The organism is Nostoc sp. MG11, from assembly GCF_014904695.1.
Classification (GTDB): Bacteria; Cyanobacteriota; Cyanobacteriia; order Cyanobacteriales; family Nostocaceae; genus Komarekiella.
Genome location: NZ_JACXXN010000002.1, coordinates 222,990 through 243,624, shown reverse-complemented (window position 1 = coordinate 243,624; position 20,635 = coordinate 222,990). Strand labels below are relative to the sequence as shown.

The window sequence follows — 20,635 nt, the reverse complement described above, 5'->3', positions numbered from 1 at the left end:
ACTACAAATTTAGCATTTTGAATTTATTGGGGTTGGCACTTGCCAGCCCTAATTAATCCAACGCGACGGGCGATCGCTTCGTCTTGAGAAGCCAAAGGCCCCCAATGTTCTATAATTTCTGGATTATTGTCCTCAATTTGGTCGTTGGGGATAATTTCGCAATTGCCATTAGGAAGCTTGACAATATACCAAGTTTGTGGGTTTGCTGTCATATATAAGAAAGTTCAAATCTCATCTGTTATTTTACGCTGCGATCGCTGTGACTAATTCCTTACTGTCTAAAGGTGACTTTGTAATGAATATTAATTGGATTAGTTTAGGATTCGATGTAGTCATTAGTCATTAGTCATTTGAGTTTACAAAGGACAAATGACTAATAACAAAGGACAATCTATGGTGTATTAACTCCGAGCGATACCTTCTTCACGTGCGGCGCGTTGCACAGCAGCAGCTACAGCGGCGACGACACGCTCATCAAAGACTGAAGGAATAATGTGTTCACGAGTCAAGTCTGAAGGCTTGACTAAGGAGGCGATCGCACTAGCTGCTTCTAGATACATTGTGGTGGTAATTGTCTGTGCTCGACAATCTAAAGCACCACGAAACACCCCAGGAAAAGCTAGGACATTATTGATTTGATTTGGATAATCGCTGCGACCTGTAGCCATGACAGCTACAATGTTGCTGACTAATTCCGGCTGAATTTCAGGAATGGGATTTGCCATTGCAAAAACAATTGGCTCTTTCGCCATCGATTGCACCATTTCTGGTGTCAAAACTCCCGGTACACTGACGCCAATAAATACATCTGCTCCTTGCATTGCACCAGCTAGAGTACCTTGGGCTTTCACCGCAAATTCGCGCTTTTCTTCGGTTAGATCAGTGCGACTAGTTGAGATAATGCCTTTAGAGTCGCACATCCAGATTTTTTCTGCCCCAGCCTTGCGGAGTAACCGAGCGATCGCCACCCCAGCCGCCCCAGCACCATTGATCACAATGTGAATTTCCGCCATTGACTTATGCACCAGTTTCAAGGCATTAAACAATGCTGCCAAGGTGACAATCGCCGTACCGTGCTGATCGTCGTGAAAAACCGGAATATCTAATTCTTGCCGCAATCTCTGTTCAATTTCAAAGCAGCGAGGAGCAGCAATATCCTCTAGATTCACACCGCCAAAAACAGGAGCGAGATTCTTGACTGTCTGGACAATCTCATCTGTATTTTGGGTAGCGAGACAAATGGGAAAAGCATCAAGTCCAGCAAATTCTTTGAATAGCATCGCTTTACCTTCCATCACAGGTAAAGCAGCAGCAGGGCCGAGATTGCCCAATCCTAAAACAGCGCTGCCATCGGTAACAATAGCTACGGTATTTTGCTTAATGGTTAAGTTGTAAACTTCTTCAGGATCTTGAGCGATCGCAGTACAAATTCGACCAACTCCCGGTGTGTAAGCCATTGCTAAATCGGAAACACTTCTTAAGGGAATTCTACTGGCAATACTAATTTTGCCACCGCGATGCAGATTAAAGGTGCGATCGTAAACACTCAGTAACTTAATATCTGGCAATGCTTTCACTGCTTGCACAATCGTCTCAGCGTGTTCAGTACTAGCAGCATCAACAGTAAGATCGCGGGTAGACTCGTTACGGGTTTGCTCGATTAAATCAATTTGACCAAGATTACCACCAGTGGTGGCGATCGCCTGCGTTACCGACGCCAACATCCCTACACGATTGGGAATCTGCAAGCGCAGCGTCAAGCTAAAACTAGAATTAGGAGTTAGGTCTGCCATGTTGATTTTGGATTTTAAGTTTTAGATCTTACTATTGAATTGACTGGTAAAAATCTAGACAGAAGCTAAAGTATAGTTTTTTTAAGTCAATCTTAAACCCGTTGGAGAAATGCCTGTGCTTTCGATCCAATAACCTTTACCTCGTTGTTCGATATACTGCTTTGTGATCGGTGCTACTGTCATAAAACTAATGGCTACTCTTTATCTAGATGTTAAGCGATCGTCCTTCATCTGATACCTCTGGAAACTCAGCAGGCAAGACCAAACTTTAAAGATGACTGTTGCTTGCCCTGATAGTGCAAATTAAAGTAAGAGCAGTTTTTTATTAAGACTGATTATGAAGCAGTTTCAATCAAAAGCGCCCTACATTTCTGGAGGGCGCTTTTGATTTAGCAAGACTTGAGAATTAACCGTGAATCGCTGGTGCTTGCAAAGCTACAGGTATCGCTTCACCCGCAGCCAAATCCAGCGGGAAGTTGTGAGCATTGCGCTCGTGCATCACTTCTATACCAAGATTGGCGCGGTTTAGGATATCTGCCCATGTATTAACTACACGACCTTCGGAGTCAAGTATTGAGTTGTTAAAGTTGAACCCGTTGAGGTTAAACGCCATCGTGCTAATACCCAATGACGTGAGCCAGATACCAACTACAGGCCAAGCAGCTAAGAAAAAGTGTAAGGAACGCGAGTTGTTAAAGCTGGCGTATTGCCAGATTAACCGCCCAAAGTAACCGTGAGCCGCTACGATACTATAGGTTTCTTGTTCTTGACCAAACTTGTATCCGTAGTTGACAGATTCACTTTCAGTTGTCTCTCTGACTAGAGAAGAAGACACTAAAGAACCATGCATCGCAGCAAAAAGCGCACCACCGAACACCGCAGCTACACCCAGTTCATGGAATGGGTGCATAAGGATGTTATGCTCGGCTTGAAACACAAACATGAAGTTAAAAGTACCGCTAATGCCCAGAGGCATCCCATCAGAGAAGCTACCTTGACCAATTGGGTAAATCAAGAAAACAGAAGTCGCAGCAGCTACAGGAGCCGAGTAGGCAACGCAAATCCAGGGACGCATCCCTAGACGGTAGCTTAACTCCCATTGACGACCAAGCCAGCAGAAGATTCCAATTAAAAAGTGCAAAACAATGAGTTGATAAGGCCCGCCGTTGTAAAGCCATTCATCCATTGAAGCAGCTTCCCAAATTGGGTAGAAATGCAAACCAATGGCGTTGGATGTGGGTACAACAGCACCAGTGATAATGTTGTTGCCGTATAATAAAGAACCAGAAACTGGCTCTCGAATGCCGTCAATATCGACAGGAGGAGCAGCAATAAAGGCAATGATGAAACAGATAGTAGCGGTTAGCAGGGTAGGAATCATTAAAACCCCAAACCAGCCGATATAAAGCCGATTATCGGTGCTAGTAATCCATTGACAGAACCGATCCCACAGGTTCCCGCTTTCGCTTCTTCCTAGAGTTGTGGTCATGGCTATGTTGTTTATAAGTTGCTGACAACAATGTTCCCAATTCTGAGGAATTGAGAGTTAAGCTGTTTTCAAAAAGTTTCGCTAAATACCTTCTCCCTATCGCCGGAAATTTATTGAATTACCTCACACCAAAGAACTAACTTCCCCAGGGAGACTGGATGAAAAAAGGGGAAAATTTTCCGGCTCCTAATATCACGTTTTACATTAATTTTTTGTATTTTTCAATTTGTTTCTATTAAGTTTTACTAAGCCAAAGACTGAATTCTGCTTTCTTAATTAGAGCTATTAAAATACCGTTATATCTAAAATTAATACCTACAGCTTAAAATTACCTTTGAAAGAGAGAGCGTTTTAAAAGGTGCGATCGCTTATATTTAAGTTCCTCAAATTCTTCATTAGGCTAGCCTTTCCAGGTGTCCACCAGATTCAAACTAAAGAATTTGCTCAGTGGCTATTAGACTCTACAAAGCCACAGCCTCTTATACTAGATGCGCGGAATCAAGCAGAGTATGAGGTAAGCCACCTGAAAGCGGCTATACATATCAATCCCATTACACCTGACTTATCAGCACTCTCAAGAGTTTCAAACAACACACCAATTGTTGTGTACTGTTCTATTGGCTACCGTAGCGCCAAATTAGCCCAGCAGCTTGATGAGGCAGGTTTCTCCCGCATTTTCAACTTAAACGGTGGTATTTTTCAGTGGGCAAATGAAGGCAGACCCATTTTTAAAGATGATCAGTATCCAACACATTTTGTTCATCCCTATGATGCAATGTGGGGAAAACTTTTGAGAGCTAGATACCATGCTTAGGAATAGTACGAAAATATCCAGATATATAGAATTAACTTCAGTAATCAGCCTCAACATCAACTTTCAAATCGATAGATAATATTTTGTTTAGGCTTACGGCAAATAAATGAACTTAAAAGACGACTTAGATAATACAAACAGTCACTTTGAAAGACGTTATGACCTGGATTGGTTAAGGGTACTGGCGGTACTATTGCTAATTTATTTTCACGCCGCCGCAGTTTTTTACCAAGGTGAATTGGGCGAATTTTATATTAGAAATGACTTAATAAATCCTGCTATTGGGTGGTTTATTTTCTTTGTTCATCAGTGGCACATGCCATTGTTTTTCTTGATTGCGGGGTCTGCCACTTGGTTTTCTCTTCAGTTGCGGACACCAATGCAATATGTTAGCGATCGCTTCAAACGACTATTGATTCCTTTCACATTTGGCACTCTAGTACTGGTTCCTCCTCAAGTCTATTACAAACTTCTAAATCATCATCAAAATATTGGTTCTTATTTACAGTTTTACCCTCAGTTTTTTAACGGAATTCGTCCCCAAGGTAATTTTGAATGGGCTCACTTGTGGTTTGTAATTTACCTATTTGTGTTGTCTGTTGTTACTCTGCCGCTTTTATTATTCTTCAATAAACAAACAGATAAGTTTTGGTATTCTACTATTGCAACTTTCATGAAACAGCCAGGAGCTATATTCTTGCCTGCTTTCCCATTAGCAATGATTGAAGGCGCATTGCGTCCCAAATGGTTTGGTTTCCAAAATCTCTATAATGACTGGGCAAATTTGTTGCTATATCTCCATTATTTTATTTATGGCTTTCTCCTTTGTTCTGACACAAAATTTAGACAAGCAGTTGATCAATATCGAACGCTGATGCTATTTACAGCAGTGATTACTATGTCCATTCTCTTCGGAGTACAGGCAACTAATATTCTTCCCGTACGTGGTTATTCTTGGGAATATATTCTCTATCAAATATTCCGAGGTTTTAATTCTTGGTGTTGGGTAATTACCATACTTGGGTTAGGTCAGCGATATTTAGCATTTAATAACAGCGTTCTGCAATATTGCTCCCAAGCTTCTTATCCAGTTTATTTGTTACACCAGACAGTTTTGGTTGCGATCGCTTTTTACGTTGTGCAATGGAATTTGGGCATATTAGAAAAGTTTTTGATTATCAGTACTGCATCTGTTGTTATCATAAGTTTTTTATACGATGTATTAATCAAGCGCTTAAACATTACTCGATTTTTCTTTGGGCTAAAATCCATCGACACTAAGCAAGTAAAATAAAAGCAGCAATAAAACTACTTAAGCTGCATGTCTCAAGTTTCGATTGTCATTCCTACTTTAAATGAAGCAGCCAGCTTAGGGCGTATATTGCGCCTACTGACTTTACTTAATCCGCCTGCTAAAGAGGTGATAGTAGTGGATGGTGGTAGCGAAGATGAGACAGTAGCGATCGCAAAGCAAAATATTGAGTCGTTCAATCAGGCGCTAAATATACAAGTTCTCTCCTGTCAGCAGCGTGGACGTTCTATTCAAATGAACCACGGAGCATCAGATGCAACTGGAGATATCCTTTGCTTTCTTCATGCAGACACTTGGATACCGGATGATCTCATTGCTGTAATCGAGCAAACTCTGGCAAATCCAACAGTTGCTTGTGGAGGGTTTATTTCTCTAATGACAGGATCTCAAACAACTCGTTGGGGCATCTCCCTACATAATTATCTCAAAACCTACTACGCACCATTACTGTTTAAACCTCACCTGTTTTTTAAAGGATTGCGCCTTTTGTTTGGAGATCAGGTAATGTTCTGCCGTCGAACTGATTTTTGGGATTGTGGTGGATTTGATGAGGCATTGCCAATTATGGAAGATGGAGATTTATGCCTTAAATTAGTGAAAAAAGGACGTATTTATCAGGTGAACCGGATCGTTCAAAGTTCTGATCGGCGTGTGGCGAAATGGGGTAGCTGGAAAGCTACGGCAATTTATCTGTACATTGGTCTTTTGTGGGGTATTGGTGTCAGAGCAACCTATCTCAAGCAGTTTTATCAAGATATTCGCTGATTAAGGCTCCAGTCATAGTAGAGATAGGAAATCGGCGTTGCAGCAGTTAAGGGCAAGTCTGTTTCCAGGTAAGAACGAATATATTCTGGAATAGAGGGCGCAACCTTTAAGAAGTCTTGACGATACCACTTGAATATTTTGCTACAGTAGAGCGTTTTGCTTAGGGAATCGTAACGGACTTTTTCAGGATTGTTAATAAAGCGACGAGCATCTTCATTTAACTGCTCAATGACTTGCTCAGGAAAGTAAGCTCCTACCCGCAGTAACGGACAACCAACCGAAGCACAGACAATTGAGAAATGAATTCGTGGCTCTTGCAATTTGTCTCGCAGAATTTGGTTCTCGATTTGAGCTAAACTATAATGCTTGCCAAAAACTTCATAAACCCGACGTTGGAAGAACCATAGGAAACCAAGCCAGTTAGGAACCCCTAGAATTTTTGGACGAATTGATTTGAGCGGGTATCGTTCCAAAATCGTCGAGATAGTAAACGCATTGTAAAGATTGATCCACAATGCCAATTCCTCTAAAGGCTGGGAATTTGATTCAAGATGCAACTGCTTTAGACTCGATAACCAATCAGCCAGCACTTGGGGTTGCTCTGTTTTCCAAGCAAGATAGTTTACACGACCCTGCTGATCAACATACTGACGAAGTAACGTATCCCAAAGTTCAAAATCAATCATGATCGTTGTCTTGAATGGACATTAGGCGTATTCGGCGTTGGCGCAGCCTCTTGTAGAGAAGACTGCAACCCCCTCACTTCTGCGCGGCTACGCTTCTACAAAAATATCTACTACATTCCTTCAATGCAGATATTAGTGTAGCAAGTTACAGTTCTTTACATATAAAAGCTGACAAAATTACATCATCCCAAAAAAGTGAACAATACCTGGATAACTAAGCCAAGGATCTATACAAGAGGCTGTTGCACCTGCTTACTTTTTAACTTGAGCAAAATTACTCACTCAAATCTTCCTCCAGCATCATTACGATTCTTTAAGTTCAATGATTAAGGTTTTGTTATTGTTTGAAAAATTAGCTTATTTCCACTTTTTTAGGCTTCAGTCGCTTTCTAGAACGTGATATAAAGCTGTAAGCTGTTTTTACTCCTGATTACTTTACCTTTTTTGATTTTACTTGCCTAAGCTCCCCATAGAATAAAACAGTAAGGTAAAATATATAGCCCTTCAGAAGTATTGACATCTTAAATAATTCAAGCTCTCTTATTGCATATTCTGAAAAAAAGTTATAAATTATTAAGTCATAGGGGAATAATTTAATTTCTAGTCTCAAAAACTAAATCCTGCTTAAGCAAATATCCTGAGTGTCGTTTAAGCTTAACGTGAAACTTAAACAGTGCCGGAGATATGTTTTTGTTTGATCAAGCAAAGATGCCGGACATGAAAACAAAATAAGAAATAGTCTAAAAATTTATCTTGCATGACTGTTTTTAGTAATCATGTTAATGCTTGGTTGAATAACAACAACTGTAATTCACCAAAAGGATAGCTGATTAAAAGCAAACAGACAGTAAATCAAACTGCATAAAAATAAGCAGCTTTAGCTGTTGTTGCTGGACTAACTTTTGAAATAATTATATTTGCTATTCCAAAAAATCATCCTAGTAATTGTGAGAGTGGCAAAAATAATAAATAAAAGCGCATCTACTAAAAGTTCACAACCCAAATGGAGTTATTCTGGCGATGCAACTAAATGAAATAGAAACAACTAAAAATATAGAAATAGAAGCGTGGGAAGCATTAGAAAAGTCAATTCTTTACTATCAAGGACGCCCTGTGGGTACGGTAGCTGCCTATGATGCATCTGTAGAAGCACTTAATTATGACCAGTGCTTTATTCGGGATTTTGTCTCTTCAGCCCTCATTTTTCTGATTAAAGGTAGAACAGATATTGTTCGCAATTTTCTAGAAGAAACCTTAAAGTTACAGCCTAAAGAAAGGGCATTAGATGCGTATAAGCCTGGACGAGGATTAATACCAGCTAGCTTTAAAGTTGTCTCAGATAATGGGCAAGAATATTTAGAAGCTGACTTTGGTGAACATGCGATCGCCAGAGTTACACCAGTTGATTCCTGTCTATGGTGGATTATCTTATTGCGTGCTTATGTAGTTGCTACAAAAGATTTTTCTCTAGCCTATCAACCGGAATTTCAAAACGGTATCAAGCTAATCATGGAAATCTGCTTAGCAAATCGTTTTGATATGTATCCAACACTGTTGGTTCCAGATGGTGCTTGTATGATTGACCGTCGTATGGGTATCTATGGGCATCCTCTAGAACTTCAAGTTCTATTTTATGCGGCTTTGCGGGCATCTCGTGAGCTACTAATTTGTCAGGGCAATCACGATATTGTTGGAGCTATTGATAATCGCTTACCTCTATTATGTGCTCATATACGCCAGCATTATTGGATAGATATTAATCGTCTGAATGCAATTTATCGCTTCAAAAGTGAAGAATATGGCAAGGCTGCTGTAAATTTATTCAATATATATGTAGACTCAGTTCCCTATTATGAATTAGATAAATGGCTGCCAAAAAAAGGTGGTTATCTAGCTGGTAATGTTGGCCCATCACAGCTAGATACTCGTTTCTTTTCACTAGGAAACTTGATGGCGATCATTTCAGACCTGGCTACTGAAGAACAGTCACAAGCGATTATGACTCTCATTGAGGATCGATGGGATGACTTAGTGGGAGATATGCCAATGAAAATTTGTTTCCCAGCTTTGGAACATGAAGAGTACAGAATTGTAACTGGATGCGACCCCAAAAATATACCTTGGTCGTATCATAATGCTGGTAGTTGGCCAGTTTTAATGTGGATGTTAGCAGCCGCATCCGTAAAAACCAATAAAACAGGTTTGGCAAGAAAGGCTATTGAAATTGCCCAAACACGGTTGAGTGAAGATGAATGGCCAGAGTATTACGATGGGAAGAAAGGGCGACTGATTGGCAAACAAGCTAGGAAATATCAAACTTGGACAATCACTGGGTTTTTATTAGCAAAAGAACTGATGGCAAACCCCAGTTATTTACCACTGGTTAGTTTTGATAAATTACCCCCAGAAGTTGTTTCTAGAGCGTGTGAGTTTGAAATCGCCAGCGTAGATCCATATATGTCTCGATAGCGTCTGTTATTGGTATTGATAATGATATAACTCTGGCTTATAAATATGCTTAATCTTTGGGTAGAGTGAGTTTGCCGTCCAGGTATAAAGTTTATTTTTAAGCTCCCTGTAACTCAAAGGGGGCTTTTGCTATTGTCAAAATGTAAATAAATTGTTTTAAAAATTCAAAATTTTCATATCCTCACAAAAGAGATAGCTCAAATTCAACACCTTAAATAAACTTCTTGCAAAAATGCGAATCAGTGAAAAATGAACCACAGATAAACACAGCAAAAAGTTTTGCAAGAGACGCCGTGAGTTGCACTCACAACAAAAGATGAAAATCTCTATGCCGAATGCTCAATGTTCAAGCTAGGTATAATATTTTCATGACAAATACCCGTCAACTAGCTTTTATCGCCTTGCGAGACGTTCACAAGGGGGCTTATGCTGATGTTGCCTTAGACAGAGTGCTGCAAAAAGCTAATTTGCAAGATAGCGATCGCCGTCTAGTGACAGAATTAGTTTATGGCACTGTCAGGAGGCAACGCACCCTTGATACCCTGATCGACCAAATCGCTAACAAGAAATCTCATCAACAACATCCAGACCTCCGCACTATCTTACATCTAGGCTTATACCAATTACGCTATCAAGAGCGTATTCCCGATTCTGCGGCTGTAAATACTACTGTCCAACTAGCTAAAGAAAACCGTTTTTCTGGACTTGCAGGTTTTGTGAATGGTTTATTGCGGCAGTATATCCGTCTTGTAGAACACAGAGGAGGAGATCCTCTACAACTTCCAGAAAACCCCGTGGAACGCTTGGGCATTTTACACAGCTTTCCTGACTGGATTATTCAAGTATGGTTTGAACAACTAGGTTTCACACAGACAGAACAACTATGTGAATGGATGAACCAGTCACCAACAATTGACTTACGAATCAACCCGCTTCGCACTTCAATTGAGGAAGTTGAGGCGGCTTTGCAATCTGCTGGTGTTTTAGTACGGCGATCCAAGTTGCCTCAAGCGTTAAGATTGATTGGTAGTTCTGGGCCAATTCAAAAACTACCTGGCTTCAACGAGGGTTGGTGGACTGTACAAGATAGTAGCGCTCAATTAGTGGGCCATTTGCTCGATCCTCAACCAGGTGAAATAGTAATTGATGCTTGTGCTGCACCAGGGGGTAAAACAACTCACTTAGCTGAGTTAATGGCAGATAAAGGGCAAATTTGGGCTTGCGATCGCACTCCCTCTCGGCTTCGTAAACTCCAAGAAAATTCTCAACGGCTGAATTTGCAATCTATACAAGTTTGCACTGGTGATAGCCGCCACTTCACTCAGTTTCAGAACATCGCAGACCGCGTATTACTTGATGCTCCATGCTCTGGTTTGGGAACCCTGCACCGTCATGCTGATGCTCGTTGGCGACAGACTCCAAAATCTGTCCAGGAACTTTCGATGCTCCAGAGAGAACTCATATCACATACATCGACTTTTATCAAACATGGTGGTGTACTTGTTTATGCCACCTGTACACTGCATCCAGCAGAAAACGAAGAAGTTATTTCAGAATTTTTAGCTGAGTCACCTGGTTGGCAAATTGAGTCTCCCAATGTTGATTTACTTTATGCTTATACCACACCTCAAGGTTGGTTTAAAGTCTGGCCTCAGCAACAGGACATGGATGGCTTCTTTATGGTGCGCTTAAGAAAAACCAATAATTACGAATGAATACTGCTTGGGATTGTACTATTTGATTGAGGCCCGAATCTACCAGAGGAGGCAGCAATGGTTACTCAGTCTAATGTGAAAAACTTAGTTAAAATCTTAATAGGAGCTGCTTGGATTGATGGCAGAATCCAACCAGAAGAACGGCAATATCTGCGCGAAATAGCCCAAGCAAAAGGTTTGGCTACCGATCCAGAAATTAAGCCTTGGCTATACGAATTAGTTCCGGTACAGCCACAAGAGTGCTATGACTGGGTAGCGGAGTATCTAGGCGATCGCCCCAGCCTTGAAGATTGTGAAAACTTAATTGAAGCCATCAGCGGATTAATTTACAGCGATGGAGAAGTAGCGACAGAAGAAGCAAGACTTCTGACGAAATTACAGGATTTAGCGAAGGCTAATGAGTCAACTCAACCAGCTTATACAGTGCTTCTCAAGCAAATTCAAAAGCTTTACCGTCGTTGGGTTGAAGTTCAAAACTAAATCATAGTCAAAAGTCTATAGTCTAATGACTAATGACTAATGACTAATGACTAAATTATGACTTCGGTTCTCCCAGACCCGGAGTCTCTTCTTTTTCAACCTTAGGTACAAAGTCAGGACGCTCTTTGCTTTCCCAACCTGCGGGGCGTTTTGAGTTATACCAAGCAATTGAACCAATGGTTACAGCAGCAATAAAACCAACGACATAGACCAAGGTAAAAGCATAGGGAAAATGCGGGGCATTGGCGGCAGCATCCGCTGCTGTTTGCATAAATAAATGCATGAGTATATTCTCCTGCGTTAGATAACACTTGTTAAGACACTATAAAACGAGAATATCACTTAACATCCTCCCCAAGTTTGAGCAAATAGGTAGATATTGCATTAATCCAAAGGAGGGGAAGACAAGAGGGGGAGTTTTCAAAATTATCTTCCACTCCTTCACTCTCCCACTCTTAATACTTTTCGTTATAAATACTTCTTAGCTTCGTTATTACCTAGAAAAAGGTTAAAGAGCAAGGGGGAAATTTGAGCCTTTCCCCTTTCCCCCTTAACCGAAACGTATTGCTCCCATTCCCTTACTCCCCTCACTCTTGAGGAGGTCTGAGTCTATCTCGCCAAGAAGACTGTTGCGATCCTGTGTTGTTCGGGGATAATGATCGCCGAGTTCTTCGAGGTGGCAAAGAATCTGATTCTACTCGTCTAGATCGTCGCCGTGAACTAGAGGATTCTGAAGTAGAATTACTAGAACTTGCCTCTTCAGTGCGATCGCGCCGCCGTCTACGTCTTGGAGTATCATCATTTGATTGTTGCGCTTCTTGTGAATACCTCCTTCTGCTTCTTCGCCTCCTAGATGAGCCGCTATCGTCAGAGCTGACTTTTTCTGATTCATCAGAGGAAAGAGGGCGATTAAGCACTCGTCCGGGCTTGATCCGCTGCGCTTTGATAGTGCCTTTGCGTCCTTCTAATTTGGGTCGTTCGGGGAATTTTTCTACTGGCATCCCTTCTACCGCTTTTTCCATAAACTCGTGCCAGGTGTAAGCAGCGCTACCACTGCTGCCATACGTGGGGCGGTTGTCATCGTTACCTAGCCAAACCCCTGTTACCAGTTGGGGAATGTAGCCAATAAACCACAAATCACGGGCTTCATCAGAAGTACCTGTTTTCCCAGCAACGGGTCTATCATTTAATTGAGCAGCACCACCAGTGCCCGCTTGCACAACGTTGCGTAGCATCCAGGTCATAATGGCGGTACTATCAGCATCAAGGGCCCGTTTGGACTTGAAATCGGATGACCAGATCACCTTGCCTTGGCGGTTGAGGATACGGCGAATACCATGAACTTCTGTGTGCAATCCTTGAGTGGCAAAACTGCCGTAAGCGCTGGTTAACTCTAGCAGATTCACTTCATTCGAGCCAAGAGCTAGGGAGTAGGTGGGCTTGAGTTCAGATTTAATCCCCATATCACGGGCAAGTTTAATGGTTGGCTCAAATCCGACATCAATCAACACCTTCACCGCAATTATGTTGATGGAACGGGTGAGGGCATCCCGCATACTCATCCAGCCCCGGAAGGTTTCACCGTAATTTTTGGGTTCATAGTCATCTACTACATAGGGTGCATCTAGGTAGCTGTCGTAGGGGTTTTTGCCGATCGCGATCGCTGTAGCATATACAAACCCTTTGAATGTCGATCCTGGTTGACGTTGTGCCTGAGTAACTCGATTAAACTGATTTTTACCAAAGTCTTTTCCGCCAACCATTGCCTGAATTTCGCCGTTGCGGGGGTCAATGGCAACCATTGCACCTTGTTTAAAGTTCTCCCAACGGCCTTGATTTCGCAGGGTTTTGGCAACTGCTTCTTCTGCTACCTTTTGCCAATCTTGGTTTAGGGTAGTTTCCACTACTAAACCTCCACCTGCGAGTACATCGGCAGAAACGTACTTCGGCAATTCTTTTTGAATATAGCTGGTAAAGTAGGGTGATTCTACTTGCAGCCGCTTGGGCATACTGCTTTTTAAGGTGAGTGGTTCTTGAGCAGCTGCTTGCCTTTGGGCTGCTGTAATCACTCCATCTTCTTGCATTCGCTGCAATACTAGATTTCGCCGTTGTTTGGCAGCTTCAGGATTTTTGTCTGGGGAGTATGAGCTGGGAGCGGGAGCTAATCCGGCAATGGTTGCCATTTCTGCTAGAGAAAGTTGGTCTGGCGATTTACTGAAGTACACCCATGCTGCATCTGCCACACCGTAAGCTCCACCTCCCAAATAAACTAGATTCAGGTAACGCTCTAGAATCTGGTCTTTGGTTGATTCTTGCTCCATTTTCTGTGCCAGACGCACTTCTTTGAGTTTGCGCCAGATTGTCCGCTCTTGTTTGAGGAAAAGAATTCGCGCTAGCTGTTGAGTGATGGTGCTACCACCTTCTACTACATTCTGTGATCGCAAATTATTCAAAACAGCTCTGACAATCCCTTGAGGATCAACTCCATTGTGTTGCTGGAATCTTCTGTCTTCTGAGGCAATAAAGGCTTTTTCCAGGTTATCTGGTATTTGCTCTAGCTTTAGCTGTTCTCTGGTCGCTTCGCCTTGTTGTTGTAATATATTGCCATTGGCTGCTTTGATAGTCAGTGTTTGCTCTCGAATTACGGCGTTTAGTTCAGCTTTATCTGGTAAAGTTCGATCTACTGAACTAATACCGTAGATAACGGCAACTATCCCACCACCTATGCCCAAGCCTGCCCAAAACCAAATGTGACGATAAAGCGGTTTATCGCCCACTGCCAGTCTATCTTTTATCCCAGATGATAAGCTTTTCATTTGGCTGAGTAACTGCCTCGCCCGCACCAGATGTTTTGGTGGTAAGCTCTCATTTGTGGATTCCTCTTCATGATGATTATCAGGCAGCAATCGCGGTTGCTCCTGGTCAGAGTGACTCAAATTAGCTGGTCTGCGCTTGAACCAGGAGGTCAGCTTGGCCACGTCAGTTTCTCCCCTCAAAGTAGTTAAGACCTAACCGCCATCAGAGAAGCCTGGGGTTAGCGTACTACGTTTGTGTTAGTATACTATCCTATAAATAATGAACTAAATTGACTATAAAAATAATGTTTTTTAGGTTTCGTGAATTTATTTTTGTAAATAAAAATACCAATTTTAATAATTGTTCGGAATATCAAAAGCTTAAAAGTTTCTGTAATATGTAGGGGCAAGTGTCCGCAAGGAAATCCTGAAAGTGGGATCTAGGGTAATGCGATCGCGAACTGCATTCGCTCTTGGTAGTAATCTGGGCGAATCCCAGGCAACCTTAGAAGCAGCTATAGAGACTTTAGCTCAAATACCAGGTATTTTCTTAGAAGCCAGATCTCATTGGTATAGAACCAAAGCCGTCGGCCCACCACAGCCAGATTACTTAAACGGCTGTGTCATCTTGCAAGTTGAGATTTCACCCCAGCAGTTGCTAGAAACTTTGTTAGGGATTGAACAAAGATTTGGACGTGTTCGTCAAGAACGTTGGGGGCCGAGAACTTTGGATTTGGATTTGTTATTGTATGATGACTTAATTTTGCAGACGCCAAACCTCCAAATTCCTCATCCTCGAATGCGGGAGCGAGCTTTTGTATTAGTACCACTAGCAGAAATTGCCCCAGATTGGGTAGAGCCAGTTTCCGGGTGTGTAATTAAAGAACTGATAAAACAGGTAGACTGTTCTGATGTACATTTATTAATGGGCAATTAAAATTACCATCCTTAAAAGTAGAGAGAAGTCTGAACAGCGGAAGCCGTCGCTCATTACTCCTAAAGATAATCAGATTTTACTATGCCATTAGGTAGAGAATTACCACAACTTTTAAAGCAGCGCTTGTTCTATAAAGGACGCAAGTTTGATTTTGAAGTCAATCGCTTGCGTTTACCCAATAAAGCAGAGGGTGAATGGGAGTGTATTCGTCACCCCGGTGGCGCTTTAGCTGTACCTGTGACGCCAGAGGGTAAACTTGTACTTGTGCGCCAATATCGTTTTGCAGTTCAGGGAAGACTATTAGAGTTTCCTGCTGGTACTGTAGAAACTAATGAAAACCCCCTAGAAACAGTGCAGCGTGAAATTCAGGAAGAAACTGGTTATAGCGCCCAAAAATGGCGCAAACTAGGAGAATTTTTTCTGGCCCCCGGTTATTCGGATGAGATTATCTATGCTTTTCTCGCTCAAGATTTAGAAAAGCTCGAGACACCACCAGAACAAGACGGAGACGAGGACATCGAAACTGTGTTTTTAACTCCTGAAGAGTTAGAGAAAGCGATTCTTGAGGGTGAGCCAGTAGATGCTAAATCAATTTCTAGCTTTTTTCTAGCACGTCCATTTTTAGTATGATGTCAATATGCTGTCAGAGTTAGCGATCGCCAGCGTTTTTGGAGTAGTAAGAATGATAACTCTTGACTTTTGACCTTTGACCTTAACTCCTGTCCAAAGAATCTGGCAATTGCGGAGGTTCGGCATCAAACCATTTTTGATAAATTTGCCTGTAAGTGCCATTGGATAATAAGGTAGCTATACCTTCGTTAATTACATCTAGATAAGGTGAATTTTTTGGTGTAGCAATGCCGTAGTATTCTTCTGTGAGCAGATTATCTACAACTTTGATGCCTTTGAGCTTACCATTTTTAATTGCATACAAAGTAGCGAAAGCATCGCTAACTACAGCATCGACATGACCATTAAGCAAGTCTTGGAAAAAATCTGGGCCAGAATTGAACGTACTAATTTTGGCATTGGGAATAGTTTTAGCAAAATCTGCCCCAGTTGAACCAATTTGGACAGCAATTTTTTTGCCCTTGAGACTGTTGAAGTCTTTAATATCTTGGTTATCTTGGCGAACAGCGATCGCCAGTCCGGCTTTAAAATAAGGTCGTGAAAAAGAAATTGTCTTGAGGCGTTGAGCGGTAATTGTGATGCCGCTAATTGCTGCATCGACTCTGTGAGCTTGCAGACTTGAGATCATACCATCAAAAGGCAGGCTTTCAAACTCAACAGCAAACTTTGCTACTTTAGCAATCGCATTCATCAGGTCAATATCAAAACCTTCTAGATTACCGTTAGTCGTTTGGATTTCAAAAGGGACAAAGGTAGGATCTGTAGCCACCTTTAGAAGCTTAACACCTGGGTTTATATTGCGATAAGAACTGTTACAAGCAATAATTAGTAACAAACAGCCTAAGCTCAGAATTAACTGCTGCCATTTGAAGTTGATCAATTCCGCCATAGTCTTGATTGTTTGAGTTTCTTTAGCTACTCTCCGAGTTATGGCTCAAAGCACAGGGAGCATTTTAGCAGTTTTAGCTACTCTCAAGTTTTGGGTATGAAATAGCAAGGAAAAACCTAAATACCTAGCAATAAGAATACTCTTAGTCACTAAAACTGCATACCGCAAGTCCATGTGTTAAAAGTTATGGCTACACCAAATCTAAATTCAATCAGACAAGATACAGAATGACGGATGAAATTCTTCAACAACAAATTGAGTATTATCGCGCTAGAGCAAATGAATATGATCAGTGGTTCTATAGGATAGGACGCTATGATCGCGGCGAAGAAACTAATCAACGCTGGTTTAACGAAGTAGCCATTGTTAAAAGTGCATTATATCAAGTTGGAGCAGTAGATGATATTTTAGAGTTAGCCAGTGGTACAGGTATCTGGACACAAGAACTTTTAAACATCGGCAAGAAAATTACTGTGATCGATGCTTCTGAAGAAGTACTTGCGATTAATCGCTTTAAGTTAGCTTCACCGAGTGTGAAATATTACTTAACTGATTTATTTAAATGGCAGCCTGACACCGAATATGATTTGATGTTCTTTGCCTTTTGGCTTTCTCATGTGCCGCCACAATTACTCGATTCATTTTTGACGAAAGTTTATCAATCTGTTCGCGTTGGTGGACAAGTGTTTATTATTGACTCTCGTTTTGAACCTACATCCACGGCTAAGAATCATATACTTGAAGATGATGGGAATATATATAAAAGCCGCAAGTTAAATAATGATCAGGAGTTCCAGATTGTCAAGATTTTTTATCAACCTGATGAACTGCAATATAAGCTAAATAAAGCAAGGTTTGAGGCTGATGTGAAAGTCACAGATAACTATTTTATCTATGCACACGGAAAGAAGATTTAGGCTGACTGTATTAGGAGAATCTGAGTCTAGCTATTTTTTATGACGCCTTGCTCAAGCTAGGTACTGATGCTTAATCATGTATATATATTAGTTATAGCGATACAGATGACTGATGTAGAGCTAAAGGTGTAGAAAGGAAATGCATTTTAATTGAGAAAGAGTAACGTTGTTTGAAGCTAAGTGAACAGAGAGTTAAAGCCCTTTTTCAAATTGAAGATAGGCTATTTCTTGATCAATCTTAGTAACCTATGATTGCCAATTAAGCAAGCTAAAATACAATAGCTGTCTAAATAGACAGGTTGCAATGCAAATTCTTAAAGTCCTCACCAGAGTTTATCTCAATCCAACAGACTTGGATGACGCGATCGCTTTCTACGAAAACCTCTTTACAGAAGCCTGCTGGTTGTGGTTTGAATATTCCGAGACTGGGTTGGAACTCGCGGGTGTGGGTTCTATTCTTTTAATTGCTGGTTCGGCTGAGGCACTCTCTCCATTCAAGAGTACACAAGCAACATTTCTCGTTGACTCACTCAATGACTTTAGGGAAGCACTTACTGAGCAGGGTGCAGTAATACTGGCGGAACCGAATCAAGTCCCTACTGGAGCCAATATGCGAGCGATACATCCTGATGGAACAATTATTGAATATGTGGAGTTTGGTTAATACAACAAGATTCCCGACTCTTAGAGAAGTCGGGAATCTAAAGGAATCTGAGCTTCTAAACAGAAGTAACTAAAGCAGGTTGAGGCCAACGTCCAACAACTTGCCCAATTATGGACATTTCCTGCATCAAGCGGTCAAATTTCTCAGGAGTTAAAGATTGAGGGCCGTCAGATAGTGCTCTAGCTGGATTGGGGTGAACCTCAATCATTAGAGCATCTGTACCAGCGGCGATCGCGGCCATAGCCATCGGTGGAACATATTCAGATCTACCTGTACCATGACTAGGATCAATCATAATTGGTAAGTGAGTGAGCGATCGCAATACTGGAAGTACTGATAAATCTAGAGTATTGCGAGCATATTTGCCATCGAAGGTTCTAATTCCCCGTTCACAAAGAATCACATTTGGATTTCCTGATGCCAGGATATATTCTGCTGCCATCAGCCACTCGTCAATTGTGGCAGACATGCCGCGCTTGAGCAGCACAGGTTTATCTTGAGCGCCGACCTTTTTTAACAACGAGAAGTTATGCATATTTCGCGCTCCCACTTGGATCACATCAGCTACTCTCGCCACTGCTGTTAAGTCGGCAGTATCCATAACTTCTGTGATGATACCCAAACCTGTAACTTCACGCGCTGCTGCCAATAAATCCAAAGCACTCTCACCATGTCCTTGAAACGCATAAGGTGAAGTCCGAGGTTTGTAGGCTCCCCCACGCAGAAACTTTGCTCCTGCTGCTTTAACCCGCTTTGCTGTCTCCACAATCATCTCTTCGTTCTCGACAGAGCAAGGCCCAGCCACTACCACCAAAGGATGATGCTCGCCGAAGTAAACACGACCATTAGGTGTGGGTACAACAACCTCGCTGGCTTCTCCATGCCGGAATTCTCGACTAACCCGCTTGAAAGGTTTCTCCACGCGCAAGACTTCCTCAATCCAAGGACTAAACTTCTGAATTTGCAAACGATCAAGGGTTGCAGTTTCGCCAATCATTCCCAAGACAACTTTATGCTTGCCGACACTTTTTTCTACTTTTACTCCCCAAGCATCACTCAGTTCTTTGCTCAGCCGAGTAACTTCGTCAATAGGTGTACCGCTCTTAAGTACTACAATCATTTTCTTTTCCTGTATAGTTTGATTAGTTAGCAGTTAGTGCAAAAACTCGGCAAGCTGTTCTAACTTCGCCCAAGCCGCGCCACTTTGCAGAATTTCTTGAGCCAGGGCAATACCTTTAACACAACCTGCCAAGATATCCGTTTCCTCATCAGTGGCTTCACTGACTTGAAACGCTAAAGCTGTATTTAAAGCAACCACATCCTGTTGTGCTTGAGTGCCTTTACCTTGGAGAACAGCCTTCAAAATTTCGGCATTTTCTTGGACATCTCCACCCCTTAACGCCTCAGTCGGTGCAGAATTTAAGCCCAGTTCTTGAGGATTCAGTGTGATGCAACGCACCTTCTCTTGTTGAAGCACAGCCAAGTCAGTAACATCTGCTAAACCAGCCTCATCTAACCTTTCTCGTCCGTGGAGTGCGATCGCTTGGCGACATCCTAATTGTGATAAAGCTTGAGCGATCGCCTCTAGTAAAAGTGGGTCGTTCACACCGATAATTTGCCCTGTTGGTCGCATTGGATTGACTAGCGGGCCAAGCAGGTTAAAAATAGTACGCACTTTCAAAGTTTTCCGTAAAGCGGCAACTGCTTTCAGTGCCGGATGCCAGCCTGGGGCAAACAAAAAGGTGATTCCAACTTCCCCTACAGCCGCTTGCACTTTCTCAGGACTAGCGTTGAGATTTATACCCAAAGCTTCCAACACATCCGCAGAACCAGCCTTACTAGATGCGGAACGATTGCCGTGTTTAGCAACTTTTACCCCTGCTGCTGCGGCGACAAAAGCAACAGCAGTAGAAATATTAAAGGTTGAAGCTCCATCTCCGCCAGTTCCGCAGGTATCAATTAGAGGAGTTAGGGATTGAGAAGGCTCTTTCCCAGTCCCTAAACCTTGAGCTTGCAAAACGCTAGCCATGCCAACTAATTCTTCTGCGGATACGCCTTTGGCTTGAATAGCTGTTAAGATTGCTCCTGATAATACAGGAGGAATGGCATCTTTGAGCCAACCTTGCATCAGATCCCCAGCTTGAAAAGTAGAGAGCGATCGCCGATCAAGCAATTGTTGTAATATAGCTGACCAATCGTAGGAATCAAGCGTGACTGGAATTTTATCAGGTAGAGTTTGAGTTACAACTGTCATATTAATCAATCACAAATGACAAACGA

19 protein-coding genes are annotated in these 20,635 nt (G+C 41.9%); 10 read left to right on the top strand and 9 right to left on the bottom strand.

The features are described from left to right. Nucleotides 1–23: 23 nt before the first annotated feature. The 3 genes from HCR01_RS03675 to psbA all read right to left on the bottom strand — a co-directional run bounded on the left by HCR01_RS03675 (nt 24) and on the right by psbA (nt 3,282). Nucleotides 24–212, bottom strand: a complete 189-nt coding sequence (locus HCR01_RS03675; RefSeq protein ID WP_193194626.1) for a transposase — start codon at nt 210–212, stop codon at nt 24–26. Nucleotides 213–401: 189 nt separating this feature from the next. Then, nucleotides 402–1,793, bottom strand: a complete 1,392-nt coding sequence (locus HCR01_RS03670) for a malic enzyme-like NAD(P)-binding protein (protein ID WP_193194624.1) — start codon at nt 1,791–1,793, stop codon at nt 402–404. Between the two features lie 406 nt (nt 1,794–2,199). Further along, nucleotides 2,200–3,282 carry a photosystem II q(b) protein gene (gene psbA, locus HCR01_RS03665; RefSeq protein ID WP_193194622.1) on the bottom strand — a complete coding sequence of 361 codons (1,083 nt, stop codon included), beginning with the start codon at nt 3,280–3,282 and terminating at the stop codon, nt 2,200–2,202. 358 nt (nt 3,283–3,640) lie between these two features. On the opposite strand from psbA, the gene HCR01_RS03660 reads away from it, so the two are divergent. The 3 genes from HCR01_RS03660 (at nt 3,641) to HCR01_RS03650 (ending at nt 6,173) form a co-directional block, all read left to right on the top strand. Then, the gene (locus tag HCR01_RS03660) at nt 3,641–4,096 is read left to right on the top strand and encodes a rhodanese-like domain-containing protein (RefSeq protein ID WP_193194620.1); all 456 of its coding nucleotides are present in this window, start codon (nt 3,641–3,643) and stop codon (nt 4,094–4,096) included. Between the two features lie 106 nt (nt 4,097–4,202). Then, nucleotides 4,203–5,390: an acyltransferase family protein gene (locus HCR01_RS03655; protein WP_193194618.1), complete on the top strand. Its 1,188-nt coding sequence runs from the start codon at nt 4,203–4,205 to the stop codon at nt 5,388–5,390. 27 nt (nt 5,391–5,417) lie between these two features. After that, nucleotides 5,418–6,173 carry a TIGR04283 family arsenosugar biosynthesis glycosyltransferase gene (locus HCR01_RS03650; protein WP_193194617.1) on the top strand — a complete coding sequence of 252 codons (756 nt, stop codon included), beginning with the start codon at nt 5,418–5,420 and terminating at the stop codon, nt 6,171–6,173. Here the strand turns inward: HCR01_RS03650 and HCR01_RS03645 are convergent. Further along, nucleotides 6,158–6,859 carry a DUF547 domain-containing protein gene (locus HCR01_RS03645; RefSeq protein ID WP_193194614.1) on the bottom strand — a complete coding sequence of 234 codons (702 nt, stop codon included), beginning with the start codon at nt 6,857–6,859 and terminating at the stop codon, nt 6,158–6,160. The genes HCR01_RS03650 and HCR01_RS03645 overlap by 16 nt on opposite strands. Nucleotides 6,860–7,879: 1,020 nt before the next feature. On the opposite strand from HCR01_RS03645, the gene HCR01_RS03640 reads away from it, so the two are divergent. The 3 genes from HCR01_RS03640 to HCR01_RS03630 all read left to right on the top strand — a co-directional run bounded on the left by HCR01_RS03640 (nt 7,880) and on the right by HCR01_RS03630 (nt 11,523). After that, nucleotides 7,880–9,328 (top strand): glycoside hydrolase 100 family protein, encoded by a 1,449-nt coding sequence (locus HCR01_RS03640; RefSeq protein ID WP_193194613.1) that lies wholly within the window; start codon nt 7,880–7,882, stop codon nt 9,326–9,328. 368 nt (nt 9,329–9,696) lie between these two features. Beyond that, entirely contained in the window at nt 9,697–11,043 is a 1,347-nt protein-coding gene (locus HCR01_RS03635) for a 16S rRNA (cytosine(967)-C(5))-methyltransferase (protein WP_193194611.1), read from the top strand. A gap of 57 nt (nt 11,044–11,100) precedes the next feature. Next, nucleotides 11,101–11,523: a TerB family tellurite resistance protein gene (locus HCR01_RS03630; protein ID WP_193194609.1), complete on the top strand. Its 423-nt coding sequence runs from the start codon at nt 11,101–11,103 to the stop codon at nt 11,521–11,523. Nucleotides 11,524–11,578: 55 nt separating this feature from the next. Here the strand turns inward: HCR01_RS03630 and psb35 are convergent, their stop codons facing one another. After that, nucleotides 11,579–11,806: a photosystem II assembly protein Psb35 gene (psb35, locus tag HCR01_RS03625; RefSeq protein WP_162394614.1), complete on the bottom strand. Its 228-nt coding sequence runs from the start codon at nt 11,804–11,806 to the stop codon at nt 11,579–11,581. Nucleotides 11,807–12,110: 304 nt separating this feature from the next. After that, a complete protein-coding gene (locus tag HCR01_RS03620) occupies nt 12,111–14,501 on the bottom strand; it encodes a transglycosylase domain-containing protein (RefSeq protein ID WP_193194607.1) in 2,391 nt (796 codons plus the stop codon). Nucleotides 14,502–14,766: 265 nt separating this feature from the next. On the opposite strand from HCR01_RS03620, the gene folK reads away from it, so the two are divergent. Together folK and HCR01_RS03610 are read left to right on the top strand one after the other, a co-directional pair. Further along, the gene (folK, locus tag HCR01_RS03615; RefSeq protein WP_193194605.1) at nt 14,767–15,255 is read left to right on the top strand and encodes a 2-amino-4-hydroxy-6-hydroxymethyldihydropteridine diphosphokinase; all 489 of its coding nucleotides are present in this window, start codon (nt 14,767–14,769) and stop codon (nt 15,253–15,255) included. Between the two features lie 81 nt (nt 15,256–15,336). Beyond that, nucleotides 15,337–15,885 (top strand): NUDIX hydrolase, encoded by a 549-nt coding sequence (locus tag HCR01_RS03610; protein ID WP_193194603.1) that lies wholly within the window; start codon nt 15,337–15,339, stop codon nt 15,883–15,885. Between the two features lie 82 nt (nt 15,886–15,967). On the opposite strand, the gene HCR01_RS03605 is transcribed toward HCR01_RS03610, so the two are convergent. Further along, nucleotides 15,968–16,774: a basic amino acid ABC transporter substrate-binding protein gene (locus tag HCR01_RS03605; protein WP_193194601.1), complete on the bottom strand. Its 807-nt coding sequence runs from the start codon at nt 16,772–16,774 to the stop codon at nt 15,968–15,970. 227 nt (nt 16,775–17,001) lie between these two features. Between HCR01_RS03605 and HCR01_RS03600 the strand changes: the two genes are divergently transcribed. Further along, a complete protein-coding gene (locus tag HCR01_RS03600) occupies nt 17,002–17,691 on the top strand; it encodes a class I SAM-dependent methyltransferase (RefSeq protein WP_193194599.1) in 690 nt (229 codons plus the stop codon). Between the two features lie 304 nt (nt 17,692–17,995). Then, nucleotides 17,996–18,355: a VOC family protein gene (locus tag HCR01_RS03595; protein WP_193194597.1), complete on the top strand. Its 360-nt coding sequence runs from the start codon at nt 17,996–17,998 to the stop codon at nt 18,353–18,355. A 55-nt stretch (nt 18,356–18,410) separates the two neighbouring features. Here the strand turns inward: HCR01_RS03595 and aroF are convergent, their stop codons facing one another. Both aroF and trpD read right to left on the bottom strand, forming a co-directional pair. Then, nucleotides 18,411–19,475: a 3-deoxy-7-phosphoheptulonate synthase gene (gene aroF / locus HCR01_RS03590; protein WP_193194595.1), complete on the bottom strand. Its 1,065-nt coding sequence runs from the start codon at nt 19,473–19,475 to the stop codon at nt 18,411–18,413. A 33-nt stretch (nt 19,476–19,508) separates the two neighbouring features. Continuing rightward, the gene (gene trpD / locus HCR01_RS03585) at nt 19,509–20,609 is read right to left on the bottom strand and encodes an anthranilate phosphoribosyltransferase (RefSeq protein WP_193194593.1); all 1,101 of its coding nucleotides are present in this window, start codon (nt 20,607–20,609) and stop codon (nt 19,509–19,511) included. Nucleotides 20,610–20,635: the final 26 nt, after the last annotated feature.

Bases quoted from the DNA above. Each gene is read 5' to 3' on its own strand.
- HCR01_RS03595 (WP_193194597.1), top strand. From the start codon at position 17,996: ATGCAAATTCTTAAAGTCCTCACCAGAGTTTATCTCAATCCAACAGAC.
- HCR01_RS03635 (WP_193194611.1), top strand. From the start codon at position 9,697: ATGACAAATACCCGTCAACTAGCTTTTATCGCCTTGCGAGACGTTCAC.
- HCR01_RS03630 (WP_193194609.1), top strand. From the start codon at position 11,101: ATGGTTACTCAGTCTAATGTGAAAAACTTAGTTAAAATCTTAATAGGA.
- HCR01_RS03605 (WP_193194601.1), bottom strand. From the start codon at position 16,774: ATGGCGGAATTGATCAACTTCAAATGGCAGCAGTTAATTCTGAGCTTA.
- HCR01_RS03655 (WP_193194618.1), top strand. From the start codon at position 4,203: ATGAACTTAAAAGACGACTTAGATAATACAAACAGTCACTTTGAAAGA.
- HCR01_RS03610 (WP_193194603.1), top strand. From the start codon at position 15,337: ATGCCATTAGGTAGAGAATTACCACAACTTTTAAAGCAGCGCTTGTTC.
- HCR01_RS03640 (WP_193194613.1), top strand. From the start codon at position 7,880: ATGCAACTAAATGAAATAGAAACAACTAAAAATATAGAAATAGAAGCG.
- HCR01_RS03600 (WP_193194599.1), top strand. From the start codon at position 17,002: ATGACGGATGAAATTCTTCAACAACAAATTGAGTATTATCGCGCTAGA.
- HCR01_RS03675 (WP_193194626.1), bottom strand. From the start codon at position 212: ATGACAGCAAACCCACAAACTTGGTATATTGTCAAGCTTCCTAATGGC.
- psbA (WP_193194622.1), bottom strand. From the start codon at position 3,282: ATGACCACAACTCTAGGAAGAAGCGAAAGCGGGAACCTGTGGGATCGG.
- folK (WP_193194605.1), top strand. From the start codon at position 14,767: ATGCGATCGCGAACTGCATTCGCTCTTGGTAGTAATCTGGGCGAATCC.
- HCR01_RS03650 (WP_193194617.1), top strand. From the start codon at position 5,418: ATGTCTCAAGTTTCGATTGTCATTCCTACTTTAAATGAAGCAGCCAGC.
- trpD (WP_193194593.1), bottom strand. From the start codon at position 20,609: ATGACAGTTGTAACTCAAACTCTACCTGATAAAATTCCAGTCACGCTT.
- HCR01_RS03670 (WP_193194624.1), bottom strand. From the start codon at position 1,793: ATGGCAGACCTAACTCCTAATTCTAGTTTTAGCTTGACGCTGCGCTTG.
- HCR01_RS03645 (WP_193194614.1), bottom strand. From the start codon at position 6,859: ATGATTGATTTTGAACTTTGGGATACGTTACTTCGTCAGTATGTTGAT.
- psb35 (WP_162394614.1), bottom strand. From the start codon at position 11,806: ATGCATTTATTTATGCAAACAGCAGCGGATGCTGCCGCCAATGCCCCG.
- aroF (WP_193194595.1), bottom strand. From the start codon at position 19,475: ATGATTGTAGTACTTAAGAGCGGTACACCTATTGACGAAGTTACTCGG.